Genomic DNA, 23,244 nt, shown 5'->3' on the forward strand with positions numbered 1-23,244 from the left:
AATAACATCAGAGAGTATCTGCAAATGGCTACCACCGCAGAAGGCTTCGATATCCATGATCACGGGCACGACGCCCACGATCATGCGGATCACAAGCCGGGCTTCTTCGCCCGCTGGTTCATGTCCACCAACCACAAGGACATCGGCACGATGTACCTGATCTTCGCGATCATCGCGGGGATCATCGGTGGCGGCATTTCGGGCATCATGCGCGTCGAACTCGCCGAGCCCGGCATCCAGTACCTGCAGTGGTGGGCCGAATTCATGGGCGGCGGGAACGATCTCAACACCGCGCTGCACATGTGGAACGTGTTCATCACCGCGCATGGCCTGATCATGGTGTTCTTCATGGTCATGCCGGCGATGATCGGCGGCTTCGGCAACTGGTTCGTGCCGCTGATGATCGGCGCACCGGACATGGCCTTCCCGCGCATGAACAACGTGTCGTTCTGGCTGACCGTGGCGGGCTTCTTCAGCCTGCTGTTCTCGCTGTTCGTTCCCGGCGGCTCCGGCCCCGGCGCGGGCACCGGCTGGACGGTCTATGCCCCGCTGTCGACTTCGGGCTCGGTTGGCCCGGCGGTCGATTTCGCGATCTTCTCGCTGCACCTTTCGGGTGCCGGCTCGATCCTGGGTGCGACCAACTTCATCACCACCATCTTCAACATGCGCGCGCCGGGCATGACCCTGCACAAGATGCCGCTGTTCGTTTGGTCGGTGCTGGTTACCGCCTTCCTGCTGCTGCTCGCGCTGCCGGTGCTGGCCGCTGCCATCACCATGCTGCTGACCGACCGCAACTTCGGCACCACCTTCTTCGATCCGGCCGGTGGCGGTGATCCGGTGCTCTATCAGCACCTGTTCTGGTTCTTCGGTCACCCCGAAGTCTACATCATGATCCTGCCGGGCTTCGGCATGATCTCGCAGATCGTTGCCACCTTCTCGAAGAAGCCGGTGTTCGGTTACCTTGGCATGGCCTACGCGATGGTCGCGATCGGCGTCGTCGGCTTCATTGTCTGGGCGCACCACATGTACACCGTGGGCCTCGACGTGAACACCAAGATGTACTTCACCGCCGCGACCATGGTGATCGCTGTGCCGACCGGCGTGAAGATCTTCAGCTGGATCGCGACGATGTGGGGCGGCAGCCTCAGCTTCAAGTCGCCGATGGTCTGGTCGCTGGGCTTCATCTTCCTGTTCACCGTGGGCGGCGTGACCGGCGTGGTGCTGGCCAACGGCGGGATCGACGACAACCTGCACGACACCTACTACGTGGTGGCTCACTTCCACTACGTGCTGTCGATGGGCGCCGTGTTCTCGATGTTCGCGGGCTTCTACTACTGGTTCCCGAAGATGAGCGGCCGGATGCACTCCGAACTGCTGTCGCACATCCACTTCTGGACCTTCTTCGTCGGCGTGAACGTGATCTTCTTCCCGCAGCACTTCCTCGGGATGCAGGGCATGCCGCGTCGTTACCCCGACTATCCGGAAGCCTACACCTACTGGCATGAAATCAGCACCTTCGGGTATTACATCATGGCCGGTTCGATGGTGTTCTTCTTCGTCAACATCCTCTACGCGCTGGTCGCCGGCAAGAAGGCCGAAGCCAATCCGTGGGGCGAAGGTGCGACGACGCTCGAATGGACCCTGCCGAGCCCGCCGCCCTACCACCAGTTCGAAACGCTCCCCGTCATCACGGATGCGCACGACTACCACGATCACCGTCCGGTGACGGCCTGATCGGCTCCCTCACCGGAGCATGACACAAGGGCAGGAGCGCGGCTGAACCGGTCGCGCTCCTTGCCGATGGAACCTGGAACACGATGGCAAGCACAGCACCCAAGAGCGCCGCGATGCTCCCGACGGAATGGCGTGATTTCTTCGCGCTGACCAAGCCGCGGGTGATGACGCTGGTGATCTTCACCGCGATCTGCGGCGTGCTGGCCGCGCCGGGTTCGATCCACCCCGTGATCGCCTTTACCGCAATCCTTGCCATCGCCATGGGCGCGGGCGGATCGGCGGTGCTGAACATGTGGTGGGAAGCCGATATCGACGCCGGAATGAAGCGCACCATGAGCCGTCCGCTGCCCGGCGGGCGGATGCGGCGCGAGGATGCGCGCGATTTCGGCATCTTCCTTTCCGGCGTGTCGATCGTGCTGATGGGCCTGGCGGTGGGCTGGCTGGCGGCGGCGCTGCTGCTGGGCGCGATCATTTATTACGCTGTCATCTACACCATGTGGCTGAAGCCGCGCACCCCGCAGAACATCGTCATCGGTGGCGGCGCGGGCGCCTTTCCGCCGCTGATTGGCTGGGTCGCGGTGACGGGCGAGATCACCGCCATGCCGCTGCTGCTGTTCGCGATCATCTTCTTCTGGACCCCGCCGCATTTCTGGGCGCTGGCGCTGTTCGTGCAGACCGATTACGCGAAGGTCGGCATCCCGATGCTGCCGGTGGTTGCGGGCGAGAAGGCCACGCGTCGCCAGATCATGGGCTACACCCTGCTGCTGGCCCCGATCGCAATTGCGCCCTGGGCCATCGGCGGGACAAGCTGGATCTACGGCTCGGTTGCGGTGGTGCTTTCGGCGCTGTTCGTGGCGCTCGCCATGCCGGTCTTTACCCGTATGCGGGCAGAGGCCGACGCGATGCTGCCCGAAAAGAAGCTGTTCAAGTTCTCGATCGTCTATCTCTTCGTGCTGTTCGCAGCCCTCGTGGCGGACCGTGTGGCCGCCTATCAGGGGTGGACCCTATGACGCCCGAAGAAGAGGCCGAATTCACCCGCCGCCGCAAGGCGCGCAACTGGGTGGTGGCCGGCACGCTGCTGTTCTTCGTGATCCTGTTCTATGCGATCACCATGGTGCGCATCGGAGGGCAGGGCTGATGGCCACGCTTCCGCAGACCGATAGCCAGACCGCACGCAGCAACCTGCGTGTCGGGCTGATGGCGTTTGCGGGTGCCTGCGCGATGCTGGGGCTGGGCTATGCCTCGGTGCCGCTTTACCGCCTGTTCTGTCAGGTCACCGGATTCGGCGGCACGACCATGACCGCCACCGAGGCGCAGGCCGCCAACGCGGCGGCTCTGGCCACGGGGCAGAAAATCTCGATCCGCTTCGATGCCTCCGCGTCGAGCGATATGCCGTGGACCTTCCGCCCTTCGCAGGCGACCGACACCGTCACCATCGGCGAGCGTGACATCGCGACCTATGTGGCGAAGAACGAAGGTTCGAAAGCTGTCACCGGCATGGCGACGTTCAACGTCACCCCCGAACAGGCGGGCAAGTATTTCAACAAGATCCAGTGCTTCTGCTTCACCGAACAGACGCTGGCACCGGGGCAGGAAGTGACCATGCCGGTGCTCTATTTCGTCGATCCGGCGATGCTGGATGATCCGAACATGGCTGGCGTGGAGCAAATCACGCTCAGCTACACTTTCCACCGCGTGAAGGAGCCGCTAGCAGCGGCGCCCGAAGGCTCGAATTAATCGCACATCCTAGGGACGGGAACGACCAATGGCTGGCAAGGCAAACCACGATTACCACATTCTCGAACCCGATATCTGGCCGCTGGTCGGCTCGATCTCGGCGCTCACCTTCACCAGCGGCATGGTGCTCAGCTGGCACCCCGCGCTGTTCGGCAATGCCGCCAGTTTCGTGATGTGGGCGGGCCTTGCGGGCCTGATCGCCACCTTCTTCATGTGGTTCAAGAACATCGTGATCGAAGCCGAGCGCGGCGATCACACCCCCGTGGTGCAGTTGCACATGCGTTACGGCATGATCCTGTTCATCGCGTCCGAAGTGATGTTCTTCGTCGGCTGGTTCTGGAGTTTCTTCGACTTCGCGCTGTTCCCGACCCCGCTGACCTATGACGCGGCGGCCGGCACCACCACCAGCCTGTTCGGCGAGGCCGGGGCGATTGCGAGCTTCATCCCCGAAGGGATGGAGGTGCTCGATCCCTTCGCGCTGCCGCTGCTCAACACGCTGATCCTGCTGTGTTCGGGCACCACGGTGACCTGGGCGCACCATTCGCTGATCCATGGCGACCGCGAGGGCCTCAAGCAGGGTCTGTGGGCGACGATTGCGCTGGGCGTGCTGTTCAGCTGCATCCAGGCCTATGAATATGCGGTCGCGCCGTTCGGCTTCGGCGGCAACACCTACAGCTCGGCCTTCTACATGGCGACCGGCTTCCACGGCTTCCACGTGGCGATCGGCACCATCTTCCTCGCCGTGTGTCTGTTCCGCGCCTACAAGGGCCACTTCACCCCGCGCCAGCACTTCGGCTTCGAAGCGGCGGCGTGGTACTGGCACTTCGTTGACGTGGTGTGGCTGTTCCTGTTCGTCGCCATCTACGTGTGGGGCGGCTGGGGCGCTGAATACCACTGATGGAGGCTGCCCACCCCGCTGCGACTAACCTCGCCTGCGGCTCGGCAAGTCTCGCTCCCCTCCCGCTTGCGGGAGGGGTTGGGGGTGGGTCCTGAAATGGCCCACCCTTCGCTTTTCCGGGCTGCCTTTTCCGGTTTGTGCCCCCGCTGCGGCGCCAAGACCCTGTTCGCCGCGCCTGCTGCGCTGGCAGATGAGTGCGCCAAGTGCGGGCTGGATTTCCGCAAGCTGGAGCGCGGCGGGCGGTTTGTCGGCATCCTGACGATGCTGCTGGCGCTGGTGCTGATCCTCGCCGCGCTGGGCGTTGACGAATGGCTGAGGCCACCGCTGTGGGCCAGCGTCCTGTTCTGGGGGCCGGTGACGGTGGGGAGCGTCATCGGGGCCTTGCGGTTCTACAAGACCATGTGGGTCTATCACCAATACGAGGAACGCGCTGAATGACGCGCCGCATCCCCATCATCCCGACAATCATCGTGCTGGCGGCGGTGGCGACGATGATTGCGCTGGGCGTGTGGCAGTTGGGGCGCAAGGCCGAGAAAGAGGCGCTGATTGCGCGCTACGAGGCGGCCTTGCGGGACAATGCCGAAGTGCCCTGGCCGATGCCTGCCGATTATGAGAACTCCCTGTTCCGCCGCACGACGATCGACTGCGACGTGGTGCGCGGCATTGATCCGATTTCCGGCAAATCGGCCACGGGCCGCTCGGGTTGGGTGCATGTCGCACGGTGCAGCCATGCGGGTAAGGGTGTTGCAGATGTGACCATCGGCTGGTCGCGCTCACCTGACGCGCCGCAGTGGGAGGGCGGACCTGTTACGGGACGGCTTGCCACCTACGGCGAGACCATCCGCCTTGTCGCAGAGACGCCGCAGGCCGGGCTTGAACCTCTTGCAGCCCCCGATCCCGGCGATCTGCCCAACAACCACTTGGCCTATGCCGGGCAGTGGTTCTTCTTCGCGCTGACCGCGCTCGTCATCTACGTGCTGGCATTGCGCCGCAAGCGGCGCTAACCCGCGCCCCCATGCAATACGTCTCGACACGCGGCAGCGCACCGGCGCTCGATTTCGAAGGGGTGACCCTGGCAGGCCTCGCCAGCGACGGGGGGCTGTATCTGCCTGACCAGTGGCCGCGCTTCAGCGAGGCAGAGATCCGGGCGATGCGCGGGCTGGCCTACCCCGATCTCGCCGCGCGGATCATGGCGCCCTTCGTCGCGGGCAGCCTCACCGACGACGAGCTCTCCGCGATCTGCCACAAGGTCTATGGCGATTTCGGCCACGCCGCGGTCACCCCGCTGGTGCAGATGGACGCGCAGCACTGGCTGCTGGAGCTGTTCCATGGCCCGACGCTCGCTTTCAAGGACGTCGCGCTGCAACTGCTCGGCCGTTTGTTCGAGACCTTCCTCGAACGCCGGGGCGAAAAGCTCACCATCGTTGGCGCGACCAGCGGAGACACGGGTTCTGCCGCGATTCAGGCGGTGGCGGGGCTCGACCGGGTCGAAATCTTCATGCTCCACCCCAAGGGGCGGGTCAGCGATGTGCAGCGCCGCCAGATGACCACGGTGCGTGCGCCCAATGTCCACAACCTCGCGATCGAAGGCAGCTTCGATGATGCGCAGGCCCATGTGAAGCGGATGTTCACCGATGCGGACGTCACGGGGCGGCTCAACCTCGGCGCGGTCAATTCGATCAACTGGGCGCGGCTGATGGCGCAGGTGGTCTATTACTTCGCCAGCGCGCTGCAACTCGGCGCGCCCGACCGGACGGTGGCCTATTCCGTCCCCACCGGCAATTTCGGCGATGTCTTCGCAGGCTATGTCGCCGCAAAGATGGGGCTGCCGATCGAACGCCTGATCGTTGCCACCAACATCAACGACATTCTCCACCGCGCCCTGTCGAACGGGGATTACTCCGCAGGCGGTGTCACGCCGACCATTACCCCTTCGATGGACATTCAGGTGTCCTCGAACTTCGAACGCCTGCTGTTTGACGCCGGCGGGCGTGATGGCGCCGCGATGGTGGAGCAGATGCGCGCTTTCGAAGCATCGAAGGCGATGCAGCTCACCAATGCGCAGGCGGAGGGCGCTTCGGCCCTGTTCGCCTCGGCGCGGGCCGATCAGGTCGAAACCGCGCGCGCCCTGCAATGGGCATGGCGCCATGCGGGGCAGGTGATCGATCCGCACACAGGTGTCGGCCTGCACTGCGCGCTGGCGGTAGCGGCGGCGGGGACCGTGCCTGCGGGCGTGCCGCTGGTGACGCTCGCCACCGCGCATCCCGCCAAGTTCCCCGACGCGGTCGAACGCGCCATCGGCGTGCGCCCGGCGCTGCCCGCCCGCGTGGGCGACCTGTTCGGGCGCGAGGAGGCCTTCACCGAACTCGCCGGCGATTATGCCACCACCCGCGATTATGTGCTGGCGCACGCGGCGGGCGCGAAGGGCTGATGGCCGACCTCGTCCAGCAACCGCTGGTGATGACCTGCGAGGGGTGGGATGGTTACCGCCTGCTCGACAGCGGGGCAGGGCGCAAGTGGGAGGCGTTCGGCCCGCACAGCTTCATCCGTCCCGAACCGCAGGCCCTGTGGCAGCCGCGCCGCGAGGACTGGCAGGCGGCAGGCGAATTCATCCCCGGTTCCGACGAGGACGGCGGCGGGCGCTGGAACTTCACCGAACGACTGCCCGACGAAGGCTGGGAGCTGGCGTGGAACGAGGTCCGCTTCACCGCCCGCCCCACGCCCTTCCGCCACCTGCAATTCTTCCCCGACATGGCCCCCGTGTGGGACTGGATGCGCGGCCAGCTCGAAGGGATGGACGCCGCGGAGACGCTCAACCTGTTCGGCTATACCGGCCTTGGCACGCTCGCGCTGTCGCGGCACGGCAAGGTCACCCATGTCGATGCCTCGAAGAAGTCCGTGGCGCAGGCGCGCGAGAATGCCGCGCTGTCTGGCATGACCGATCGCCCGATCCGCTGGCTGACCGACGATGCGGCGAAATTCACCGCGCGCGAGGTGCGGCGCGGCAGACGATATGACGGGATCATCCTCGATCCGCCCAAGTTCGGGCGCGGGCCGGATGGCGAGGTGTGGCGGCTGGAAGAGCATCTCCCCGGCCTGATCGCCGATTGCGCGAAGCTGCTCGACGCGGATAGCCGCTTCCTGTTCCTCACCGTCTATGCCGTGCGGATGAGCAGCCTTGCGATTGCGGGCCTGCTGCATGAGGCGCTTGGGGCGCTGCCGGGCCGGATCGAACACGGCGACCTTGCCGTGCGCGAGGAAGGGGCCAAGGAACCGGGGTGCAGCAGGCTGCTGCCCACTGCGATTTTCGCCCGCTGGTCGAACGTCTGACAGGCGCAGGCCCACCCCGCTGCGACTAGGCTCACCTTCGGTTCGCCAAGTCTCGCTCCCCTCCCGCTTGCGGGAGGGGCAGGGGGTGGGCGCGAGCCTAGACTGGACTTAAGTGCCCCATCCTGCCAACGGGCGCGGCAATGACCGATACCCTTACCCTTGAAGTCAACGATCTCGTCGTCGATGTCCTCACCGGCATCTATTCCGAGGAGACCGGCAAGCCCCAGCCGCTGCGCATTTCGATCGCGGCGCGCTATGCCGTGGCAGAGCGCTATGATCCCGAAACCCCGCTCGATGCCTCGAAGAACTACATGGACCTGAAGTTCGCGGCGGGCGACGGCCTGCCCAAGGGCGTGCATTTCACCCTGATCGAAGCGGTGGCCGATCACATCTGCCAGACCCTGTTCGTGCAGGATGCGAAGGTTCAGGCGGTGACGGTCAAGATCGTCAAGCTGGCGATTGCCGAGGCGGGTGAGCAGATCGGGATCACCCTGCACCGCGAACGTCCCGCCAGCCACGGGGCCTGACCGGGTGCAGCGGCAGATCGAAGCCGGACTGCTGCCCGACGGCGCACTGGATGCGGGCGCCGCTTTCATGGCGTTTCACCTGCCCGCCGCCCGCGCCATGCTGGCCGAGGCCGATTGCACCGCGCTGGTCATCATCCTGCCGCCCGCCGCACATGATCACCGCGACTGGCGGCTGGCGCTGGCGCGCGATCTGGCGCGCGAGGCCGCGCCCAAGCGGGTCAATGTCGTCGCAGGCCATGCGGGCGAGTCGCTGGCCGCGACGCTGCGCTTTTTGGCAGATGCACCGGGGGTGACAGGCCAGTATCTGTCATGCCATGACCAATGATGTGCCCATCCACGCGCCCCGCAAGCCCGATCTGATCCTGCTGCGCGATCCGGCAGAGGCACCGCCGCCGCTGGTGGACAGCTTTCAGCGCCGCATCACCTATCTGCGCCTGTCAGTCACCGACCGCTGCGATCTGCGCTGTTCCTACTGCATGCCCGAGCGCATGACCTTCCTGCCCAAGAAGGAGGTCCTCAGCCTTGAGGAACTCTATGATCTCGCCACCGGCTTCATCGCCCGCGGCGTGACCAAGATCCGCATCACCGGCGGGGAGCCGCTGGTGCGGCGCGACATCATCGACCTGTTCAGCGCGCTTGGCCGCAGGCTGGGGCATGATCTGGCCGAACTGACGCTGACGACCAACGGCACGCAGCTGGCGACCCATGCCGAAGCGCTGGCGAGGGCGGGCGTGCGGCGGGTCAATGTCTCGCTCGACACGCTCGACCGTGAACGCTTTGCCGCGCTGACCCGGCGCGACAGCCTGCCGCAGGTGCTCGAAGGGATCGCGGCGGCCAAGGCGGCAGGGCTGAAGGTCAAACTCAATGCCGTGGCGCTCAAGGGCGTCAACCAGGGCGAGCTGCCCGATCTGATCGCATGGGCGCACGCGCAGGGGCATGACATGACCCTGATCGAGGTCATGCCGCTCGGCGATGTCGAGGAGGAACGGCTCGATCAATACCTGCCGCTCGATGATGTGCGCCGCCAGCTGGAAGCGCGCTGGACGCTGAAGGACATTGCCTACTCCACCGGCGGCCCGGCGCGCTATGTCGAGGTGGCCGAGACCGGTGGCAGGCTCGGCTTCATCACGCCGCACACGGGCAATTTCTGTTCGGGCTGCAACCGGCTGCGGGTGACGGCGACGGGGCAGCTCTACCCCTGCCTTGGCGGGGGCGAGCGGGTGGACCTGCGCGCCGCGCTGCGGTCTGACGCGCCGGAGGCAAACCTCGCCGCCGCGCTGGACGAGGCGCTGCGGATAAAGCCCGAAAAGCACCATTTCCGCATGGACAGGCGCGGGGCCGATCCGGCACTGCCGCGGCATATGTCGATGACGGGGGGATAGGGTGATCACCGTGGTTCTGCTGGGCAAGCTCGCCGATCTCGGCGGTGCGCCGGTGCTGCAAGTGGCCGGCCCGCTCGACTGGGCGGGGCTGGCAGAGGCGCTGCCAGCGGCGCTGGCCGAAGCCATTGCCGACCCGCGCAACCGCGTGGCGGTGAACGGTGCGCTCCTGGCCGACAAGGCCGCCTTGCAGGCGGCCAATGGCGACGAGATCGCGCTGCTCCCGCCGGTATCGGGGGGCTGAGGCCGTGCGCGACATTCGCCTGCTCCACCAGATGTTCATTCCCGGCACGCTGATCGGCCCCTTCACGCAGGCCAATCCGGGGCTGGGCGGGGTGTGCACCTTCGTGGGCGAGGTGCGCTACGATCAGGGGGTCGAGGCGCTGGAGCTCACCTATTACGAACCGCTGACCCTGCCGGGGATGCATGAACTGGCCGACCGGGCGTTCGAACGCTTCGAACTGATGGGCCTCCTCATGGTCCACCGCGTCGGCATGATGCGCCCGGGCGAGCCGATCGTCTGCGTCTCGGCGGCCGCGCTGCATCGCCGCGATGCGATCGATGCGGTCGATTTCTGCATGGATCACCTCAAAAGCGCCGCGTGGTTCTGGAAGCGCGAGAAGCGCGCTGACGGGTGGCACTGGATCGAACCGCGCGCACAGGATCACAGCGATCTGGCGCGCTGGCAAAACTGATTTGATCCCGATCAAGGCACCGGTGCGCCTCGCCCGGTAATTCTCCGTCCAACATTACGGAGGATCACCCATGAGCCATATCGTCCACAATCTTATCGCCCGCGGGGATGCCCGCGTTGTCGATCTGCCCGCTGATGCGCCGGTGCGCCATCAGGTCGAGGCGGATCGCAATTTCGGCCTTCCCACCGCGCTCTATGGCGCGACGATTGCCTGCTATCTCGGCTTTCTGGTGATCGTCGGCAGCGCCTTTGCCAATCCGGTGCTGGCGATCCCGATGGCGATCATCGTGCTGCTGATCGCGGCGTTTTTCGGGGTTCCGGCGGTGTGGACGCGGCTGAAGGGCAATGTGTCGCAGCCGCAGACGCTGGGCGAATTCGAGACCCGCGGGATCATGACCAACACCGGCCGCCTGAGCGCGGGCGAGGCGAGCGCGCAGGTGCTGGTGCTGCCCGTGCTGCTGGTGTGCTGGGGCCTCGCGATTGCGGTGATCGCCGCGATTGTGACCTGACAAGCTCCCCTCGGGGCGGCATCCCTCTCCCATGATGCCGCCCCGAAACCTTCTTTGGGGCCACCTTCGGTGGCGCAGACCACCCGCCCCGAAACCTTACCTTCCCGAAATCTCGTGCAGCAGTTCCGGATCGCGCAGCGCGATGCCGCGTTTGCCCTCGCGCCGGATCGCGCCCATGTCTTCCAGCTCGCCCAGCTTGCGGCTGACCGTTTCGATGGTGAGGCCGAGCATGTTGGCAATCTCGCCGCGGGTCAGCGGCAGTTCGAAATGCTGCGCCAGATGGCACGAGCTTTCGCTCGCCGCAGCGGCGAAATCGTGGAGCAGCGCCGCCAGCCGCGCCTCGGCGCTGGCGTGGCCGGTCAGTTCGAGCAGATTGCGCGTCGCCAGGAGATCGGCCTGGCTGCGGCGCAGCAGGGCGCGGGCGAGGGCGGGGTAATCCTCGATCGCGCGTTCGATATCGCGGCGGGCGAAGGTGCACAGGCGGCTTTCGGTCAGCGCCACCACATCGTGATGGGCAAAGGGCGCGAACAGCTCGCCGATGAAGCCCGCAGGATGGACCAGCGCGAGGATCTGTTCATTGCCATCGGCATCCACCGCCGACACCTTGAGCGCGCCGCTGAGCAGCGTGGCGCAGGCGGCTTCCTCGTCCCCGGCGGCGAACAGCATTTCGCCGCGCTTCAGCACGCGGGTGCGCCCGGCGGCGGCCATGGCGTCGCGCTCCTCGGGGGTCAGCACCGCGCAGGCGGCCGTCTCTCTCACCGGACAGGTGCTGCACGCGAGGTTCATGATCCCATTATCTCCCACAATTGCGCCAGCGCCTCGTCCTCGCGCACCATCAGCGCGGTGACTTCCGCCTGAGCCGCCGCGATCGCCGGATCGGGGGCGAGCGCGGTATCGGCCCCGGCCCGCAGCACATCGAGATCGGCCAGCACCGCAACGGTGGCACCGCGCTTTGACGCGAGATCGGCCATCGCCACCAGCGCCGCAGCACGCTGGCGGCTTTCGAGCGGCTGGCCGGTAGCGGCGCGGGCGAGTCGGGCGGTGCTGTCGCGCGCTGCCATGAAGGCGGCATGGGCACTCGCTGCGCGGGCGCGCAGGTCAGCCAGCGTGGCAGGGTCGGTCGCAGGGCGAATCGGGGCAGGCGGCGATGCGGGTGGGGCGCTGGCCGTCCCGGTTTCGAACGGCCGCAGCGCCAGCGAGGGATAGCGCCCGTCGCTCCCCGCACAGGCGGAAAGAGACAGCAGCAAACCTGCAAAAGCAGAAGTTTTCATCCCGACTTGCATAAAAATCCCATGTCTCGTTACCATGACACCTGCAAATGGCAAAGCCGGCTGTCAGAATCCTCTACCAGACCTTTTGGTGATGTTTCACGGCGGTCAGGCGTTGACTTGGCGGCGCCTTTCACCTAACGGCACCCATCTTTGACGGGGGTGCACCCTTGCACCCCTCGCATTGCCGTCCGGCTGGCGGGGCGTTTCCTGCCCATCCGGACACCGCACAGTTTTGAGAGTATAAAGCCATGTTCGCTGTAGTGCGCACTGGCGGCAAGCAGTACCGTGTTGCCGCCGGAGACAAGATTGCCGTTGAAAAGCTCGCAGGCGAAGCCGGCGACACGATCACGCTGGGCGATGTCCTGCTGGCCGGTGAAGGCGAAACGCTTGCCGATGCCAAGTCGGTGACCGTCTCGGCCGAAATCATCGCCCAGGCCAAGAGCGAGAAGGTGGTCGTTTTCAAGAAGCGTCGCCGCCACAACTATCGCCGCAAGAACGGCCATCGCCAGCAGATGACCCTGCTGCGCATCACCGCCGTGGGCGCGGGCGAAGCCGCCAAGCCGGCCAAGAAGGCCGCTGCCAAGAAGACCAAGACCGAAGCCGCCGAAGCGGCTGCCTCGGCTGAATAAGGAGCGACTGAACCATGGCACACAAGAAAGCAGGCGGTTCGTCGCGTAACGGTCGTGATTCGGCCGGTCGTCGCCTTGGCGTGAAGAAGTTCGGCGGTCAGGAAGTGATCGGCGGCAACATTATTATCCGTCAGCGCGGCACCCGCGTGTATCCGGGCGTGAACGTGGGCATGGGCAAGGACCACACCCTCTACGCGCTCGACGCCGGTGTGGTGCGCTTCCACGCAGGCAAGCTCGGCCGCAAATACGTCTCGGTAGACGTGATGGCCGAAGCCGCCGAGTAAGCGGACGATTCGCTGAAGGGATCGTCCGCAAGGATGGTCCCGGCGGGTGCAAGACCCGCCCATTGAGGGAGACAGGACCATCCTCGCCAGAGGGGGTCCGTCTCCCTTTTCGCGTTCTCCCTCGCCATATCTGCGGAATCATAAAGTTTCGCGGCCTTAAAATTGTCATGCGTCACCTTTAGAGGCGGCGCGGGGCATGGTTGGGAGTGATCGCGTGTTCCATCGCACCGAGAGACTGTTCCTGAGACCGGCTTTTCCCGAGGATTGGCAAGCCGTGCACGCCGCCATCACCGATGATGCGGAACTGGCGCGCAATCTCGCCCGCGCTCCGTGGCCCTATGGCGAACAGGCGGCCCGCGATTTCGTCGCCCGGTCGCAGGACTGGCGCCTGCCGCATTTCCTCGTCACGCTGCCCGGCACCGGGGTGATCGGCAGCACCGGGCTGGGCGATCTGACCGGCGTGGCAGAGCTGGGCTACTGGATCGCGCGCCCCTATCGCGGGCGCGGCTATGCCACCGAGGCGGCGGCGGCGGTGCTGCGGATTGCGCAGACCATCGGCCACCGGCGGCTGAGCGCGGGACACTTCATCGACAATCCGGCTTCGGGCAAGGTGTTGAGGAAGCTCGGCTTTGCGCCGACAGGCAGGATTGTCCCCCGGCACAGTCTGGCACGCGGCGAAGCGGTGGAGACGGTCGAATATGCGATCGACCTTGGCGAAGAGGGCGCGATGCCGCCGGTAAAGCGCGCTGCCTGACAAAAAGGGGCAGGGCGCATGCCTTGTTCGCCCCCGCGAAAAGGGTTAACGCCTGCCAAATCATGAAGCCACGCAGACGTCTTTCGCCCGAGGAATCGCGCAGTTCCGCGCTTGAGGCAGCGCGTGCGCTGCTGATCGAGACGGGGCCGCAATCGGTGACGCTGAAGGCGGTCTCGGCCCGGATCGGCCGCACCCATGCCAACCTGCTGCACCATTTCGGCTCGGCATCGGGGTTGCAGAAGGCGCTGGCCGAACATCTGGCGCGCACCGTGTGCGAAACGATCATCGATGCGGTCCGCGCCAGTCGCGCAGGGCTTGGTTCCCCCCGCGAAGTGGTTGATCTGGCCTTCGATGCCTTCGACCGCGAAGGCGCGGGCGCGCTGACCAGCTGGATGCTGCTGACCGGCAATGAAGATGCGCTCGATCCGATCATTTCGACCATCCACGATCTGGTCGATGAACTTGCGCCGGGCGAGGCGGATCACGCGGGCGGCGAACAGCGCATCCACAACGACACGCTGGCACTGGTGCTGATGGCGCTGGGCGATGCGCTGATCGGCGGCGCGCTGGCAAAATCGCTCGGCCTGCCGCGCGATTCGGCCCGCGCCCGCGCCACGGCGATGCTCGAAGCGAGCCTCGCCGCGCACCAGACTGCCTAGGCGTCGGTCGCGGCCACGCCGGCGCGCTGCCAATCGGGCAGGGCAGCAGGATCGAGGGTTTCGACCCGCAGGTGATCCACCGCCCACCCCAGTTCGGGATAGGCCGCCACGCGCCGCGCTTCGTCGGACTGCGGCAGCGGCACCACCACCAGCCGGCGATTGACCTTCTGCCGCCAGTTCATGCGCGCGGTGTTCTCCTGCCCGACATAGCAGCCTTTGGTGAAGCTGACCCCGTTCAGTTCCACGGCGTTGGTTTCCAGCCACAGAATATCGCCCAGCTCGGCGCGGCCTTCGGGCACGCCGAGCGACAGGCGGTGGGCGAGGTAGATGCTATCCGCGCTCTCGCCATCGGGCGCGGCGAGCCAGCGGTGACCGAGCGCAGGCAGGCGCGGATCGGGGGCGGCACCGCCGCGCGGTTCGATGCTCCAGTGCACGGCGAGGCTGTCGTCCCGCGCAATCGCGATTCTGCGGCGCAGGCGATACATCGACAGGCGCTTGACCAATTCGTCGGCGTGGGCGGCTTCGCAATCGAGCAGCAGCCCTGCAGCATCGCCCTCCCACACCAGAAAATCGAACAGGTGCTTGCCCTGCGCCGAAAGCAGCGCGGCATAGCAGGGCAGCGGGCCTTGCACATCATTGGTGACGAGGCCTTGCAGGAAGGCGGCGACATCCTCGCCCGGTTCGAGCGGGGTGAGGCGGATGATGGCGCGGGATACGAGGCAGGTTGCAGTCATGCGTGACAGATAGGATCGCACATGGCTAAGGGGAAGCCATGACCGACCGCCTCACGATCCGCCGCCCCGATGACTGGCACCTGCACTTCCGCGATGGCGACATCATGCGCGAGGTGGTGCCTTACACGGCCCGGCAGTTTGCGCGGGCGATCGTCATGCCCAACCTCACCCCGCCGGTGACGACCACCGCGCTTGCCGCGGCCTATCGCGACCGCATTCTTGCCGCAGTGCCGGAAGGCGCGGCGTTCGAGCCGCTGATGACCTGCTATCTCACCGACCACACCGATGCCGATGATCTGGCACGCGGCGCGGCCGAGGGCGTGTTCACCGCGGCCAAGATGTATCCGGCCAATGCCACCACCAATTCGGCGGCAGGCGTCACCAATGTCGAAAACCTCTATCCCGTCCTTGCCCGGATGGAGGCCGAGGACATCGTGTTGTGCATCCACGGCGAGGTGACCGATCACAGCATCGACGTGTTCGATCGCGAAAAGGAATTCATCGAGAGGCACTTGCGCGGCATTGTTGCTGCCTTCCCGAAACTGCGCGTGGTGTTCGAACATATCACCACATCCGATGCGGTCGATTTCGTGATGGCCGCAGGGCCCCAGGTTGCCGCGACCATCACGCCGCAGCACCTGCACATCAACCGCAATGCGATGCTGGTGGGCGGGATCCAGCCGCACAATTACTGCCTGCCTGTCGCCAAGCGCGAGGAGCACCGGCTGGCGCTGCGCAAGGCGGCGACATCAGGCAGCCCCAAGTTCTTCCTCGGCACCGATTCCGCCCCGCACCTGCGCAGCGCCAAGGAAAGCGCCTGCGGCTGCGCGGGGATTTTCGGCGCGCCCTTTGCGCTCGAATCCTATCTCACCGTGTTCGACGAGGAAGGCGCGCTGGAGCACTTCGAAGGCTTTGCCTCGCTCCACGGCCCGGCCTTCTACAAGCTGCCCGTGAACACGGACACCGTAACGCTGGAGCGGGCCGAAGTGCCGGTGCCGCCCTGCCTGCACGTGACGGGCGAGGAAATTGTGCCCTGGCACGGCGGGCAAGTGTTGGGATGGCGGTTTGTTGGTTGATTAGCGCGCCGCGCGTTTCCTCGCCCACAAATCCGCCACGAAGATCGCCACCGCCACCCAGATCAGCACGAAGCTGAACAGTTTCACCGGCGACAGCGGCTGTTCGAACACGAACAGGCCGAGGAAGAACACGATGGTGGGGGCGAGATACTGGATGAAGCCCAGCGTCGAATAATCCATCCGCCGCGCCGCAATCGCGAACATCAGCAGCGGCACGGCGGTGACCACGCCGGAAAACACGATCAGCAGGCTCAGCCACGCATCATGGCCAAAGGATGATCCGGCAGGGCTCGCGCCATACCATGCGGCAATGCCGATGGCCGGCAGCAGCAGGATGGCGCTTTCGATCGTGAGGCCGGGCAGCGATCCGACCGAAACCTGTTTGCGGACAAGCCCGTAAAGCCCGAAGCTCAAGCCCAGCGTCAGGCTGATCCACAGGCTGGTGAGCGCACCCGCCGCCAGCAGCACCACCGCCGACAGCGCGATGGCCACCGCCAGCCACTGCCGCTTCGACAGCCGCTCGCCCAGAAACAGCGTGCCCAGCAGGACATTGATCAGCGGGTTGAGATAGTAACCAATGCTGGTGGCATAGACCTCGCCCGCCATGATCGCCCAGATATAGACGAACCAGTTGATCCCGATCAGCACCGCGCTCAAGGCCAGAGCCAGCATCGCGCGCGGCGATTTCAAGGCGGCCAGCAACTCGCCGAACTGGCGGCGGAAGGCGACGATGGCGAGGCACAGCGGCAGCGTCCAGATGATCCGCCAGCCGACGAATTCGAACGCCGGAACGCTCTCCACCAGCATGAGATAGAGCGGCAGGAAGCCCCAGATCACATAGGCGCCGATGGCGTGGGGCAGACCCGATGCGGGCGCGGCGGAAGCGGGTGAGGGGGCGGTCATGGAGGCCCGCCGTTAGGCGCGGCGGCGCACAGGCGCAAGCATCGCGGGCGGCTGAACGAAGGCTGTCAGTCATCAAGCCGATTCGTTCAGGAAGGCCGCAGTATAAATGAACGAAAGCGAGCTTGCGGCCATTCCCACCAAATGGTCGCCGGCGCGGGGCGAAGCGCCTCGCGGGAAACGCCTTCGGGTTCCAGCCGGAATCCGGAGGCGTTTTCATGTGAAGCCAGAGGCGGAATTTTAACCATCCTGTGGCAGGGCAGTCCCATGCGCTGTGCCATTGCCCCGATCCTGTGCCTGCTCCCCGTGCTTGCCGCCTGCGGTGATCCCGCCGAACAGGCGGCCGCCGATGCCGCGCTGCTGGCGAAAGACCCGGTTATGGCCCGCGCCCTCAACGATCCGCTGATGAGCGATCCCGATCTTGCCACCCGCAACGAAGCCAATGCTGCGGTCGGTTTTGCCGATAGCAGCGCCTTGCCGACGTTCCCCGCTTCGGGCGCGGCGGCGCAGGCGGCGCGCGATGCGGCGCGGCGCGAACTGCTGGACGAGGGCAGCATCCCGGATCTGCCGCTGCCGAGCACCACGCCGCGGGGCGAGCCGCTGGGGCCCGCGGCGAAGGCAGATGAACTGGTCGCCGCCCTCGGCGCGCCTGCCAGCTGCGCTGCGCAATTGCAGCAGGATTTCGGCTACTCCGCCAGTCTCCCGCCGGTCGCCTCGGTGATGCCGCATGGCATGGTGGTGCAGGCCGCCGGCGCCGACACCCCCACCTGCGGGCTGCGGATCATCCGTTACCAGACCGCCGCGCTTCCGGCCGATGTGCTGGAATACCACCACGCCCGCGCCGTGCGCGCCGGGCTGAGGGCGCTGCGCTACACCGCGCCCGAAGACATCATCGCCGCCGATGGTGCGCGCGAGGAAAGCCTCGTCGTCCACGTGCGCAAGGGCGCCGGTGGCCTCAGCGCCGTAACCCTGCTCTACCGCGCCCCCTAAGGACGAAGGCCCACGCCGATATTGGCGCGCGGCTGATCCATTTCGGTGCTGGCGACGGGATAGGCGCAGTAATCCGCGGCGTAATAGGCAGCCGGGCGATGATTGCCCGAAAGCCCGATCCCGCCAAACGGGGCCTTGGACGAAGCGCCGTTGGTCGGCCCGTTCCAGTTGATGATCCCGGCGCGGATATTGGCCCAGAACCGCCCGTAATCTTCCGGCGTGCCCCCGATCAGCGAGGCCGAGAGGCCGAAGCGGGTGTTGTTCGCCTCGGCAATCGCGGAATCGAGATCGGGCACGCGGATCACTTGCAGGATCGGGCCGAACAGTTCGATGTCGGGCCGTTCGGGAATGTCGGTCACATCGATGATGCCGGGGGTCAGGAACGGCAGATCGGGCACGGTGCGGCGCATGTGCAGCAGCGCCCGCCCGCCGCCGGTCATCAGCGCGACAAAGCTTTCGGACAAGAGATCGGCGGTTTCATTGTCGATCACCGGCCCCATGAAGGGCTGCGGTTCGCCCAGCGGATCGCCGACCATCAGCTTGCGGGTCAGCGGCAGCAACTGGGCCATCAGGTCGTCAAACACCGTGTCCTTCACGATCAGGCGGCGGGCCGCGGTGCAGCGCTGTCCGGCGCTGGTAAAGGCGCTCTGGATGATCAACGCGGCGGCATCGGCCAGCAAAGGCGTGTCGATCACCACGATGGGATTGTTGCCGCCCATTTCCAGCGCCACGATCTTGCCCGGATTGGCCGCCAGCTTGCGGTTGATCGCGATGCCTGCCTGTGCCGATCCGGTGAACAGCACGCCGTCCACACCGGGGTGGGCGACCAGCGCCTTGCCTTCGTCCGGCCCGCCGATCACCAGCTGGATCACATCTTCGGGAACGCCCGCCGCATGGAAGCAGGCGACCAGCGCCTCGCCCACGGCGGGGGTCTTTTCCGAAGGCTTGAACAGCACCGCATTGCCCGCGATCAGCGCCGGCACGATGTGGCCATTGGGCAGGTGCGCGGGGAAATTGTAGGGGCCGAGCACCGCCATCACCCCGTGCGGCTTGTGGCGCAGCGCGGCGCTTGCCCCGATCCCGGCATCGAATTTCTTCTTGCCGGTGCGTTCGGCATAGGCCTGCACCGAGATATCGACCTTGTTCACCACCGCATCGACTTCGGTGCGGGCTTCCCACAAGGGCTTGCCCGCCTCGCGCGCGATCATTTCGGCGAGCGCTTCGCTCTGGCGGCGCACTTCGTTGGCGAAGGCACGCAGTTTCTCGATCCGTTCGGTCAGCGGGCGCGCAGCCCAGGCGGGCCAGGCGCGGCGGGCGGTGCTGACCGCGGCATCGACATCGCTGATCGTGCCGCGCCACAATTCCTCGCCGCTGGCCGGTTCATGGGAGATGAGGATGTTGTCGCTCAAACCGCCGGTTCCTGTCTGCTTGTCGCACTCTGGACAGATGCCACGCGGGTATCGCGGATGGTCCCGAAAAGATAGGGGGTGCGACTTGTAAAATCCTGCAATCAGGCAGTTGGGCAGGCAGGATGACCGGCAGGCACAGGCGGCGGGCCATGTGCCTCGCCCATGCGGCGGATCGCGGCAACCTTGGCGTGGAGCGGGCCCCAGTCATCGCTCTCGTCGATCGCGGCCCAGATCGCCTCGACCTCGTCGATCAGCATGGATTGCGGGGCGGGATCGGCCCAGTAGGGGTGGGTGTCGCCAACCGGTCGGTAGCCCGCCAGCGCCTCGCCAAGTGCGCCATCGGCCCCGCCGCGTCCGCCCCTGTGCGCGAAGAAAAAGGCATCGGGCTGCGCCTTGCCCTCGCGCATGGCCTGTTCGCAGGCGGCGACCAGCTGCGTATCGGCTGCGATCCCCTGCGGCTCCACCCCCAGCCGCCAGCACCAGCGCCGTGCGACGTTTTCCATGTAGAGCGGCCCGAAGCGTTCGAGCGCGGCGATCAGCGGCGCGGAATCCGCCAGCAGCCGCAGCGCCACGGCAAACTGCCCGCAGTTCCAGTGCAGCGCTTCGGGCTGGCGGCCAAAGGCGTAAAGCCCGGCGTGATCGAAATAGGCAGCGGTAAAGCCCGGCTCCCACGCGGGCAGCCAGCGCCAGGGGCCGTAATCGAAGCTCTCGCCGGTTACGTTCATGTTGTCGGTGTTGAGCACCCCGTGGACGAAGCCCGCCACCATGTAGCTGGCGGCCAGATCGGCCATGCGTTCGACCACGGCATGCATCAGCCGCACCGCGGGTTCGTCCGTGCCCGGAGCATCTTCGGGCGGGGGCGGGGCGGGGAAGCGGGCGAGGCAATAATCGACCAGCGCGGCCATTTCGTCCGCCTGTTCGTGGGCGAGCAACCGCTGGAAGGTGCCGATGCGGATGTGCGCGTGCGACAGGCGCACCAGCACGGCTGACCGCGTGGGGCTTGGCTCGTCACCCCGCCACAGCTTTTCGCCCGTTTCGATCACGCTGAAGGTCTTCGAGGTGTTGACGCCGAGCGCCTCCAGCATCTCGGTGGCGAGGATCTCGCGCACGGCGCCTTTCAGCGTCAGCCGCCCGTCGCCGCTGCGGCTGTGCGGGGTGGTGCCCGAACCCTTGGTGCCGAGGTCCATCAGCCGGCCGTCGGCCCCGCGAAGCTGGGCGAACAGGAAGCCCCGCCCGTCGCCGATTTCGGGGTTGTACACGCGGAACTGGTGGCCGTGATAGCGCAGCGCCAAAGGCTGGGGCAGATTGCCGGGCAAGGGCGCAAAGCGCCCGAAGGCCTGCACCCACGCGTCGTCCGAAAGGCTCGCCAGCCCCACGCTCTGCGCCGCCCTGTCGTTGCGCCAGCGCAGGCGCACTTCGGGGAAGTCTGCCGCCGCCACCGGATCGCCCAGCCAGTCTGCCAGTGCAAGGATTGCAGGGTCGGGGTGGTAGTCCTCGCCGAAATCGGGCAGTTGCGCAGCATCGCTCATCCCGCGATAGTGGGGGCAAGGGGCCGCGTGCGCAAGCGCTGCGGGCCGATGATCAAAGGGAATATCGCCGCCGATGGCCGCCAATTACGAAGACCGCTACTGGACCAGCAGCGACGGGCTGACCCTGCATTACCGCAATTATCCCGGTCCCGACGGGGGCGACAAGCTGCCGGTGCTGTGCATGCACGGCCTCACCCGCAACGCCCGCGATTTCGCCGCGCTGGCGGATGAACTCAGCGCCACCCGCCGCGTGATCGTGACCGAGATGCGCGGGCGCGGGATGAGCGATTATGCGCCCGATTCCGATACCTATTCCCCCGTCACCTATGTGCAGGATGTGGAAAAGCTGCTTGAAGAACAGGGCATCGCCCGCTTCGTGGTGATCGGCACCTCGATGGGCGGGCTGATGACGATGCTGATGGCCGCAGCCAGGCCCGGGCGGATGGCGGCGGTGGTGATGAACGATATCGGGCCGGAGGTCGATGCCGCAGGGCTGGCGCGCATTTCGGGCTATGTCGGGCAGGGCCGCTCCTATCCCACCTGGGTCCATGCCGCGCGCGGGTTGGCCGAGGCCCATGGCAGCGCCTTTCCCGGTTACAATCTCGACCAGTGGCTCGAAATGGCCAAGCGCACCATGGTGGTGAGCCAGAACGGGCGGATCGTGTTCGATTACGACATGGCCATCGCGGAACCCTTCGCCAAACCCGGCAACGCCGCGCCGCCCAACCTGTGGCTGGCCTTCGAGGCGCTGGCGGGGGTGCCGATGCTGCTGGTGCGCGGGGGGCTGTCCGATCTCCTCAGCGCCGAGACGGTGAGGCAGATGGGTGTGCGCAATCCGGCGATGACAGTGGTGACGGTGCCCGATGTCGGCCACGCGCCGACGCTGGACGAGCCCGAAGTGCGCGCCGCGATTCACGCGCTGCTTGGCGGGGTCGAGTGACCAGGCCTTCGGGGCCAGCCTCCCCGAACCCGCCGCGCATCCTGCACCTGCATTCGACCTTCTCGGCGGGCGGCAAGGAGGTGCGCTGCGCCCGCTTGATGAATGGCTGGGGGGCGCGGCTCGATCACACGATTATCTCCGGCCAGCCCGAAGCAATGGGCGCCGCCGCGCTGGTGGATGCGGCTGTGCCGGTGCATTACCCGCAGGATTTCCCCCCGCTGACCGGCAGGCCCACCCCCGGCAGGCTCGCCGCGCTGGCGCAGGCGATGGCGGGCTATGACCTCGTATGCACCTACAACTGGGGCGCGATGGATGCGGTGATGGCGCACCGGCTGTTCGCGCAGCACTTCCGCCTGCCGCCGCTGGTGCATCACGAAGACGGCTTCAACGAGGACGAGGCGGCAGGGCTGAAGCCTGCCCGCAACCTCTTCCGCCGCGCCGCGCTGCAACGGGCGGCGCGGGTGATCGTGCCCTCCACCATCCTCGAAGCCATCGCGCGCGATGTCTGGCGCCAGCCGCGCGCGCGGGTGGAGCGGATCGTCAACGGGATCGACACCGCCGCCTTCGCCCGCAAGCCCGATCCTGCGGCGCTGCCCATCACCAAACCGGCAGGCCAGCGCTGGGTCGGCACGCTTGCGGGTCTCAGAGCGGTGAAGAACCTCCCCGCGCTGGTCGCCGCCTGCGCCGCGCTGCCGCCCGAATGGCAGCTGGTGATCGTGGGCGAGGGGCCGGAGCGGCCTGAGATCCTCGCCGCGGCCGCCGCGCACGGCATGGCAGCCCGCGTCCACCTGCCCGGCGCGGTTGCCGATCCGGCGCGTGTTGTGGGCCTGTTCGATATCTTCGCGTTGTCATCGCGTTCCGAACAGTTCCCGCTGTCGGTGGTGGAGGCGATGGCCGCCGGCCTGCCCGTCGCCGCGCCTGCGGTGGGCGATATCGCGGCGATGGTGGCGGGGGAAAACCGCGCCCACATCACCGATCCTGCCGACCCCGAGGCGCTGGCACGGGCGCTCGCCAGCCTCGCCGCCGATCCTGCCCTGCGCTCGCGGCTGGGCGCAGCCAACCGGGCGCGGGCGCGGGCCGAGTATGACATCGCCGCGATGCTCCGGCGCTACGAAGCGGCCTACAGCGCCGCCATGGGGCGCGGGTTCTAGGCCGTGGCGCGCTTCATCCCCCGTTCAATCGCCGGTCGGCACACCCCCGCTTGCCCCCGGCAGAGCAAAGCGCCCGCCATTGCGCGAGCCGCTCCACCTGCCTAAAGAGC

At 66.5% G+C, this 23,244-nt stretch carries 29 protein-coding genes; 23 read left to right on the top strand and 6 right to left on the bottom strand.

Translation table 11 applies throughout. From position 1 onward, the window contains the following. The first annotated feature begins 24 nt into the window (after positions 1 to 24). The 15 genes from ctaD (at position 25) to ACU0AG_RS12500 (ending at position 10,808) form a co-directional block, all read left to right on the top strand. On the top strand, positions 25 to 1,734 hold the full coding sequence (gene ctaD, locus ACU0AG_RS12430) for a cytochrome c oxidase subunit I (protein WP_482782599.1): 1,710 nt from the start codon (positions 25 to 27) through the stop codon (positions 1,732 to 1,734). Between the two features lie 83 nt (positions 1,735 to 1,817). Next, positions 1,818 to 2,744, top strand: coding sequence for a heme o synthase (locus ACU0AG_RS12435; RefSeq protein ID WP_482782600.1), 927 nt, complete (start codon positions 1,818 to 1,820; stop codon positions 2,742 to 2,744). Beyond that, the gene (locus ACU0AG_RS12440; RefSeq protein ID WP_482782601.1) at positions 2,741 to 2,872 is read left to right on the top strand and encodes a hypothetical protein; all 132 of its coding nucleotides are present in this window, start codon (positions 2,741 to 2,743) and stop codon (positions 2,870 to 2,872) included. Before ACU0AG_RS12435 ends, ACU0AG_RS12440 begins: the two co-directional genes overlap by 4 nt. Further along, complete coding sequence (locus tag ACU0AG_RS12445; protein WP_482782602.1) at positions 2,872 to 3,471, top strand: cytochrome c oxidase assembly protein; 600 nt, start codon at positions 2,872 to 2,874, stop codon at positions 3,469 to 3,471. Before ACU0AG_RS12440 ends, ACU0AG_RS12445 begins: the two co-directional genes overlap by 1 nt. 28 nt (positions 3,472 to 3,499) lie before the next feature. Then, positions 3,500 to 4,369 (top strand): cytochrome c oxidase subunit 3, encoded by an 870-nt coding sequence (locus ACU0AG_RS12450; protein WP_482782603.1) that lies wholly within the window; start codon positions 3,500 to 3,502, stop codon positions 4,367 to 4,369. A 96-nt stretch (positions 4,370 to 4,465) separates the two neighbouring features. Continuing rightward, positions 4,466 to 4,807, top strand: coding sequence for a DUF983 domain-containing protein (locus ACU0AG_RS12455; RefSeq protein ID WP_482782604.1), 342 nt, complete (start codon positions 4,466 to 4,468; stop codon positions 4,805 to 4,807). Continuing rightward, the gene (locus ACU0AG_RS12460; RefSeq protein WP_482782605.1) at positions 4,804 to 5,373 is read left to right on the top strand and encodes an SURF1 family cytochrome oxidase biogenesis protein; all 570 of its coding nucleotides are present in this window, start codon (positions 4,804 to 4,806) and stop codon (positions 5,371 to 5,373) included. Before ACU0AG_RS12455 ends, ACU0AG_RS12460 begins: the two co-directional genes overlap by 4 nt. An 11-nt stretch (positions 5,374 to 5,384) precedes the next feature. Continuing rightward, on the top strand, positions 5,385 to 6,800 hold the full coding sequence (gene thrC, locus ACU0AG_RS12465) for a threonine synthase (protein ID WP_482782606.1): 1,416 nt from the start codon (positions 5,385 to 5,387) through the stop codon (positions 6,798 to 6,800). Then, the gene (locus ACU0AG_RS12470; RefSeq protein WP_482782607.1) at positions 6,800 to 7,699 is read left to right on the top strand and encodes an RsmD family RNA methyltransferase; all 900 of its coding nucleotides are present in this window, start codon (positions 6,800 to 6,802) and stop codon (positions 7,697 to 7,699) included. Before thrC ends, ACU0AG_RS12470 begins: the two co-directional genes overlap by 1 nt. 140 nt (positions 7,700 to 7,839) lie before the next feature. Beyond that, positions 7,840 to 8,226: a dihydroneopterin aldolase gene (locus ACU0AG_RS12475; RefSeq protein WP_482782608.1), complete on the top strand. Its 387-nt coding sequence runs from the start codon at positions 7,840 to 7,842 to the stop codon at positions 8,224 to 8,226. Between the two features lie 4 nt (positions 8,227 to 8,230). Next, entirely contained in the window at positions 8,231 to 8,551 is a 321-nt protein-coding gene (locus ACU0AG_RS12480) for a Rossmann fold domain-containing protein (RefSeq protein ID WP_482782609.1), read from the top strand. Beyond that, complete coding sequence (gene moaA / locus ACU0AG_RS12485) at positions 8,541 to 9,608, top strand: GTP 3',8-cyclase MoaA (RefSeq protein ID WP_482782610.1); 1,068 nt, start codon at positions 8,541 to 8,543, stop codon at positions 9,606 to 9,608. Before ACU0AG_RS12480 ends, moaA begins: the two co-directional genes overlap by 11 nt. 1 nt (position 9,609) lies before the next feature. Beyond that, positions 9,610 to 9,849 (top strand): MoaD/ThiS family protein, encoded by a 240-nt coding sequence (locus tag ACU0AG_RS12490; RefSeq protein WP_482782611.1) that lies wholly within the window; start codon positions 9,610 to 9,612, stop codon positions 9,847 to 9,849. A 4-nt stretch (positions 9,850 to 9,853) separates the two neighbouring features. Beyond that, complete coding sequence (locus ACU0AG_RS12495) at positions 9,854 to 10,300, top strand: molybdenum cofactor biosynthesis protein MoaE (RefSeq protein WP_482782612.1); 447 nt, start codon at positions 9,854 to 9,856, stop codon at positions 10,298 to 10,300. Between the two features lie 70 nt (positions 10,301 to 10,370). Then, positions 10,371 to 10,808: a hypothetical protein gene (locus tag ACU0AG_RS12500; RefSeq protein WP_482782613.1), complete on the top strand. Its 438-nt coding sequence runs from the start codon at positions 10,371 to 10,373 to the stop codon at positions 10,806 to 10,808. Positions 10,809 to 10,904: 96 nt separating this feature from the next. Here ACU0AG_RS12500 and ACU0AG_RS12505 read toward each other — a convergent pair whose 3' ends face one another. Both ACU0AG_RS12505 and ACU0AG_RS12510 read right to left on the bottom strand, forming a co-directional pair. Further along, positions 10,905 to 11,594, bottom strand: a complete 690-nt coding sequence (locus ACU0AG_RS12505) for a Crp/Fnr family transcriptional regulator (protein ID WP_482782614.1) — start codon at positions 11,592 to 11,594, stop codon at positions 10,905 to 10,907. After that, positions 11,591 to 12,055, bottom strand: a complete 465-nt coding sequence (locus ACU0AG_RS12510) for a hypothetical protein (RefSeq protein ID WP_482782615.1) — start codon at positions 12,053 to 12,055, stop codon at positions 11,591 to 11,593. The genes ACU0AG_RS12505 and ACU0AG_RS12510 overlap by 4 nt, the downstream gene beginning before the upstream one ends. 272 nt (positions 12,056 to 12,327) lie before the next feature. Here ACU0AG_RS12510 and rplU point away from each other — a divergent pair, with 272 nt between their 5' ends. The 4 genes from rplU to ACU0AG_RS12530 all read left to right on the top strand — a co-directional run bounded on the left by rplU (position 12,328) and on the right by ACU0AG_RS12530 (position 14,405). Continuing rightward, the gene (gene rplU / locus ACU0AG_RS12515) at positions 12,328 to 12,708 is read left to right on the top strand and encodes a 50S ribosomal protein L21 (RefSeq protein ID WP_482782616.1); all 381 of its coding nucleotides are present in this window, start codon (positions 12,328 to 12,330) and stop codon (positions 12,706 to 12,708) included. A gap of 14 nt (positions 12,709 to 12,722) precedes the next feature. Then, the gene (gene rpmA / locus ACU0AG_RS12520; protein WP_482782617.1) at positions 12,723 to 12,992 is read left to right on the top strand and encodes a 50S ribosomal protein L27; all 270 of its coding nucleotides are present in this window, start codon (positions 12,723 to 12,725) and stop codon (positions 12,990 to 12,992) included. Between the two features lie 196 nt (positions 12,993 to 13,188). Further along, positions 13,189 to 13,746 (top strand): GNAT family N-acetyltransferase, encoded by a 558-nt coding sequence (locus tag ACU0AG_RS12525; RefSeq protein ID WP_482782618.1) that lies wholly within the window; start codon positions 13,189 to 13,191, stop codon positions 13,744 to 13,746. 62 nt (positions 13,747 to 13,808) lie between these two features. Beyond that, positions 13,809 to 14,405 (top strand): TetR/AcrR family transcriptional regulator, encoded by a 597-nt coding sequence (locus tag ACU0AG_RS12530; protein WP_482782619.1) that lies wholly within the window; start codon positions 13,809 to 13,811, stop codon positions 14,403 to 14,405. On the opposite strand, the gene ygfZ is transcribed toward ACU0AG_RS12530, so the two are convergent. Beyond that, complete coding sequence (gene ygfZ / locus ACU0AG_RS12535; RefSeq protein WP_482782620.1) at positions 14,402 to 15,139, bottom strand: CAF17-like 4Fe-4S cluster assembly/insertion protein YgfZ; 738 nt, start codon at positions 15,137 to 15,139, stop codon at positions 14,402 to 14,404. The genes ACU0AG_RS12530 and ygfZ overlap by 4 nt on opposite strands. A 38-nt stretch (positions 15,140 to 15,177) precedes the next feature. On the opposite strand from ygfZ, the gene pyrC reads away from it, so the two are divergent. Further along, a complete protein-coding gene (gene pyrC, locus ACU0AG_RS12540) occupies positions 15,178 to 16,215 on the top strand; it encodes a dihydroorotase (RefSeq protein WP_482782621.1) in 1,038 nt (345 codons plus the stop codon). Here the strand turns inward: pyrC and rarD are convergent, their stop codons facing one another. Continuing rightward, positions 16,216 to 17,118 carry an EamA family transporter RarD gene (gene rarD / locus ACU0AG_RS12545; RefSeq protein ID WP_482782622.1) on the bottom strand — a complete coding sequence of 301 codons (903 nt, stop codon included), beginning with the start codon at positions 17,116 to 17,118 and terminating at the stop codon, positions 16,216 to 16,218. It lies immediately after the preceding gene. Between the two features lie 264 nt (positions 17,119 to 17,382). On the opposite strand from rarD, the gene ACU0AG_RS12550 reads away from it, so the two are divergent. Beyond that, positions 17,383 to 18,105: a hypothetical protein gene (locus ACU0AG_RS12550; RefSeq protein ID WP_482782623.1), complete on the top strand. Its 723-nt coding sequence runs from the start codon at positions 17,383 to 17,385 to the stop codon at positions 18,103 to 18,105. Here ACU0AG_RS12550 and astD read toward each other — a convergent pair. Both astD and ACU0AG_RS12560 read right to left on the bottom strand, forming a co-directional pair. Then, positions 18,102 to 19,514 carry a succinylglutamate-semialdehyde dehydrogenase gene (gene astD, locus ACU0AG_RS12555; protein ID WP_482782624.1) on the bottom strand — a complete coding sequence of 471 codons (1,413 nt, stop codon included), beginning with the start codon at positions 19,512 to 19,514 and terminating at the stop codon, positions 18,102 to 18,104. The genes ACU0AG_RS12550 and astD overlap by 4 nt on opposite strands. Positions 19,515 to 19,615: 101 nt before the next feature. Next, the gene (locus ACU0AG_RS12560) at positions 19,616 to 21,043 is read right to left on the bottom strand and encodes a protein adenylyltransferase SelO family protein (protein WP_482782625.1); all 1,428 of its coding nucleotides are present in this window, start codon (positions 21,041 to 21,043) and stop codon (positions 19,616 to 19,618) included. Between the two features lie 73 nt (positions 21,044 to 21,116). On the opposite strand from ACU0AG_RS12560, the gene ACU0AG_RS12565 reads away from it, so the two are divergent. Together ACU0AG_RS12565 and ACU0AG_RS12570 are read left to right on the top strand one after the other, a co-directional pair. Further along, positions 21,117 to 21,983 carry an alpha/beta fold hydrolase gene (locus tag ACU0AG_RS12565; protein ID WP_482782626.1) on the top strand — a complete coding sequence of 289 codons (867 nt, stop codon included), beginning with the start codon at positions 21,117 to 21,119 and terminating at the stop codon, positions 21,981 to 21,983. Then, positions 21,980 to 23,134: a glycosyltransferase gene (locus tag ACU0AG_RS12570; RefSeq protein ID WP_482782627.1), complete on the top strand. Its 1,155-nt coding sequence runs from the start codon at positions 21,980 to 21,982 to the stop codon at positions 23,132 to 23,134. Before ACU0AG_RS12565 ends, ACU0AG_RS12570 begins: the two co-directional genes overlap by 4 nt. The last annotated feature ends 110 nt before the right edge of the window (positions 23,135 to 23,244 follow it).

The sequence above is a fragment of the Erythrobacter sp. RANMB8 genome (assembly GCF_056848235.1).

What these genes read in the sequence shown, in the direction of transcription:
- ctaD (WP_482782599.1), top strand. Translation starts at nt 25, where the DNA reads ATGGCTACCACCGCAGAAGGCTTCGATATCCATGATCACGGGCACGAC.
- ACU0AG_RS12435 (WP_482782600.1), top strand. Translation starts at nt 1,818, where the DNA reads ATGGCAAGCACAGCACCCAAGAGCGCCGCGATGCTCCCGACGGAATGG.
- ACU0AG_RS12440 (WP_482782601.1), top strand. Translation starts at nt 2,741, where the DNA reads ATGACGCCCGAAGAAGAGGCCGAATTCACCCGCCGCCGCAAGGCGCGC.
- ACU0AG_RS12445 (WP_482782602.1), top strand. Translation starts at nt 2,872, where the DNA reads ATGGCCACGCTTCCGCAGACCGATAGCCAGACCGCACGCAGCAACCTG.
- ACU0AG_RS12450 (WP_482782603.1), top strand. Translation starts at nt 3,500, where the DNA reads ATGGCTGGCAAGGCAAACCACGATTACCACATTCTCGAACCCGATATC.
- ACU0AG_RS12455 (WP_482782604.1), top strand. Translation starts at nt 4,466, where the DNA reads ATGGCCCACCCTTCGCTTTTCCGGGCTGCCTTTTCCGGTTTGTGCCCC.
- ACU0AG_RS12460 (WP_482782605.1), top strand. Translation starts at nt 4,804, where the DNA reads ATGACGCGCCGCATCCCCATCATCCCGACAATCATCGTGCTGGCGGCG.
- thrC (WP_482782606.1), top strand. Translation starts at nt 5,385, where the DNA reads ATGCAATACGTCTCGACACGCGGCAGCGCACCGGCGCTCGATTTCGAA.
- ACU0AG_RS12470 (WP_482782607.1), top strand. Translation starts at nt 6,800, where the DNA reads ATGGCCGACCTCGTCCAGCAACCGCTGGTGATGACCTGCGAGGGGTGG.
- ACU0AG_RS12475 (WP_482782608.1), top strand. Translation starts at nt 7,840, where the DNA reads ATGACCGATACCCTTACCCTTGAAGTCAACGATCTCGTCGTCGATGTC.
- moaA (WP_482782610.1), top strand. Translation starts at nt 8,541, where the DNA reads ATGACCAATGATGTGCCCATCCACGCGCCCCGCAAGCCCGATCTGATC.
- ACU0AG_RS12500 (WP_482782613.1), top strand. Translation starts at nt 10,371, where the DNA reads ATGAGCCATATCGTCCACAATCTTATCGCCCGCGGGGATGCCCGCGTT.
- ACU0AG_RS12505 (WP_482782614.1), bottom strand. Translation starts at nt 11,594, where the DNA reads ATGAACCTCGCGTGCAGCACCTGTCCGGTGAGAGAGACGGCCGCCTGC.
- rplU (WP_482782616.1), top strand. Translation starts at nt 12,328, where the DNA reads ATGTTCGCTGTAGTGCGCACTGGCGGCAAGCAGTACCGTGTTGCCGCC.
- rpmA (WP_482782617.1), top strand. Translation starts at nt 12,723, where the DNA reads ATGGCACACAAGAAAGCAGGCGGTTCGTCGCGTAACGGTCGTGATTCG.
- ACU0AG_RS12525 (WP_482782618.1), top strand. Translation starts at nt 13,189, where the DNA reads ATGGTTGGGAGTGATCGCGTGTTCCATCGCACCGAGAGACTGTTCCTG.
- ACU0AG_RS12530 (WP_482782619.1), top strand. Translation starts at nt 13,809, where the DNA reads ATGAAGCCACGCAGACGTCTTTCGCCCGAGGAATCGCGCAGTTCCGCG.
- ygfZ (WP_482782620.1), bottom strand. Translation starts at nt 15,139, where the DNA reads ATGACTGCAACCTGCCTCGTATCCCGCGCCATCATCCGCCTCACCCCG.
- pyrC (WP_482782621.1), top strand. Translation starts at nt 15,178, where the DNA reads ATGACCGACCGCCTCACGATCCGCCGCCCCGATGACTGGCACCTGCAC.
- rarD (WP_482782622.1), bottom strand. Translation starts at nt 17,118, where the DNA reads ATGACCGCCCCCTCACCCGCTTCCGCCGCGCCCGCATCGGGTCTGCCC.
- ACU0AG_RS12550 (WP_482782623.1), top strand. Translation starts at nt 17,383, where the DNA reads ATGCGCTGTGCCATTGCCCCGATCCTGTGCCTGCTCCCCGTGCTTGCC.
- ACU0AG_RS12560 (WP_482782625.1), bottom strand. Translation starts at nt 21,043, where the DNA reads ATGAGCGATGCTGCGCAACTGCCCGATTTCGGCGAGGACTACCACCCC.
- ACU0AG_RS12565 (WP_482782626.1), top strand. Translation starts at nt 21,117, where the DNA reads ATGGCCGCCAATTACGAAGACCGCTACTGGACCAGCAGCGACGGGCTG.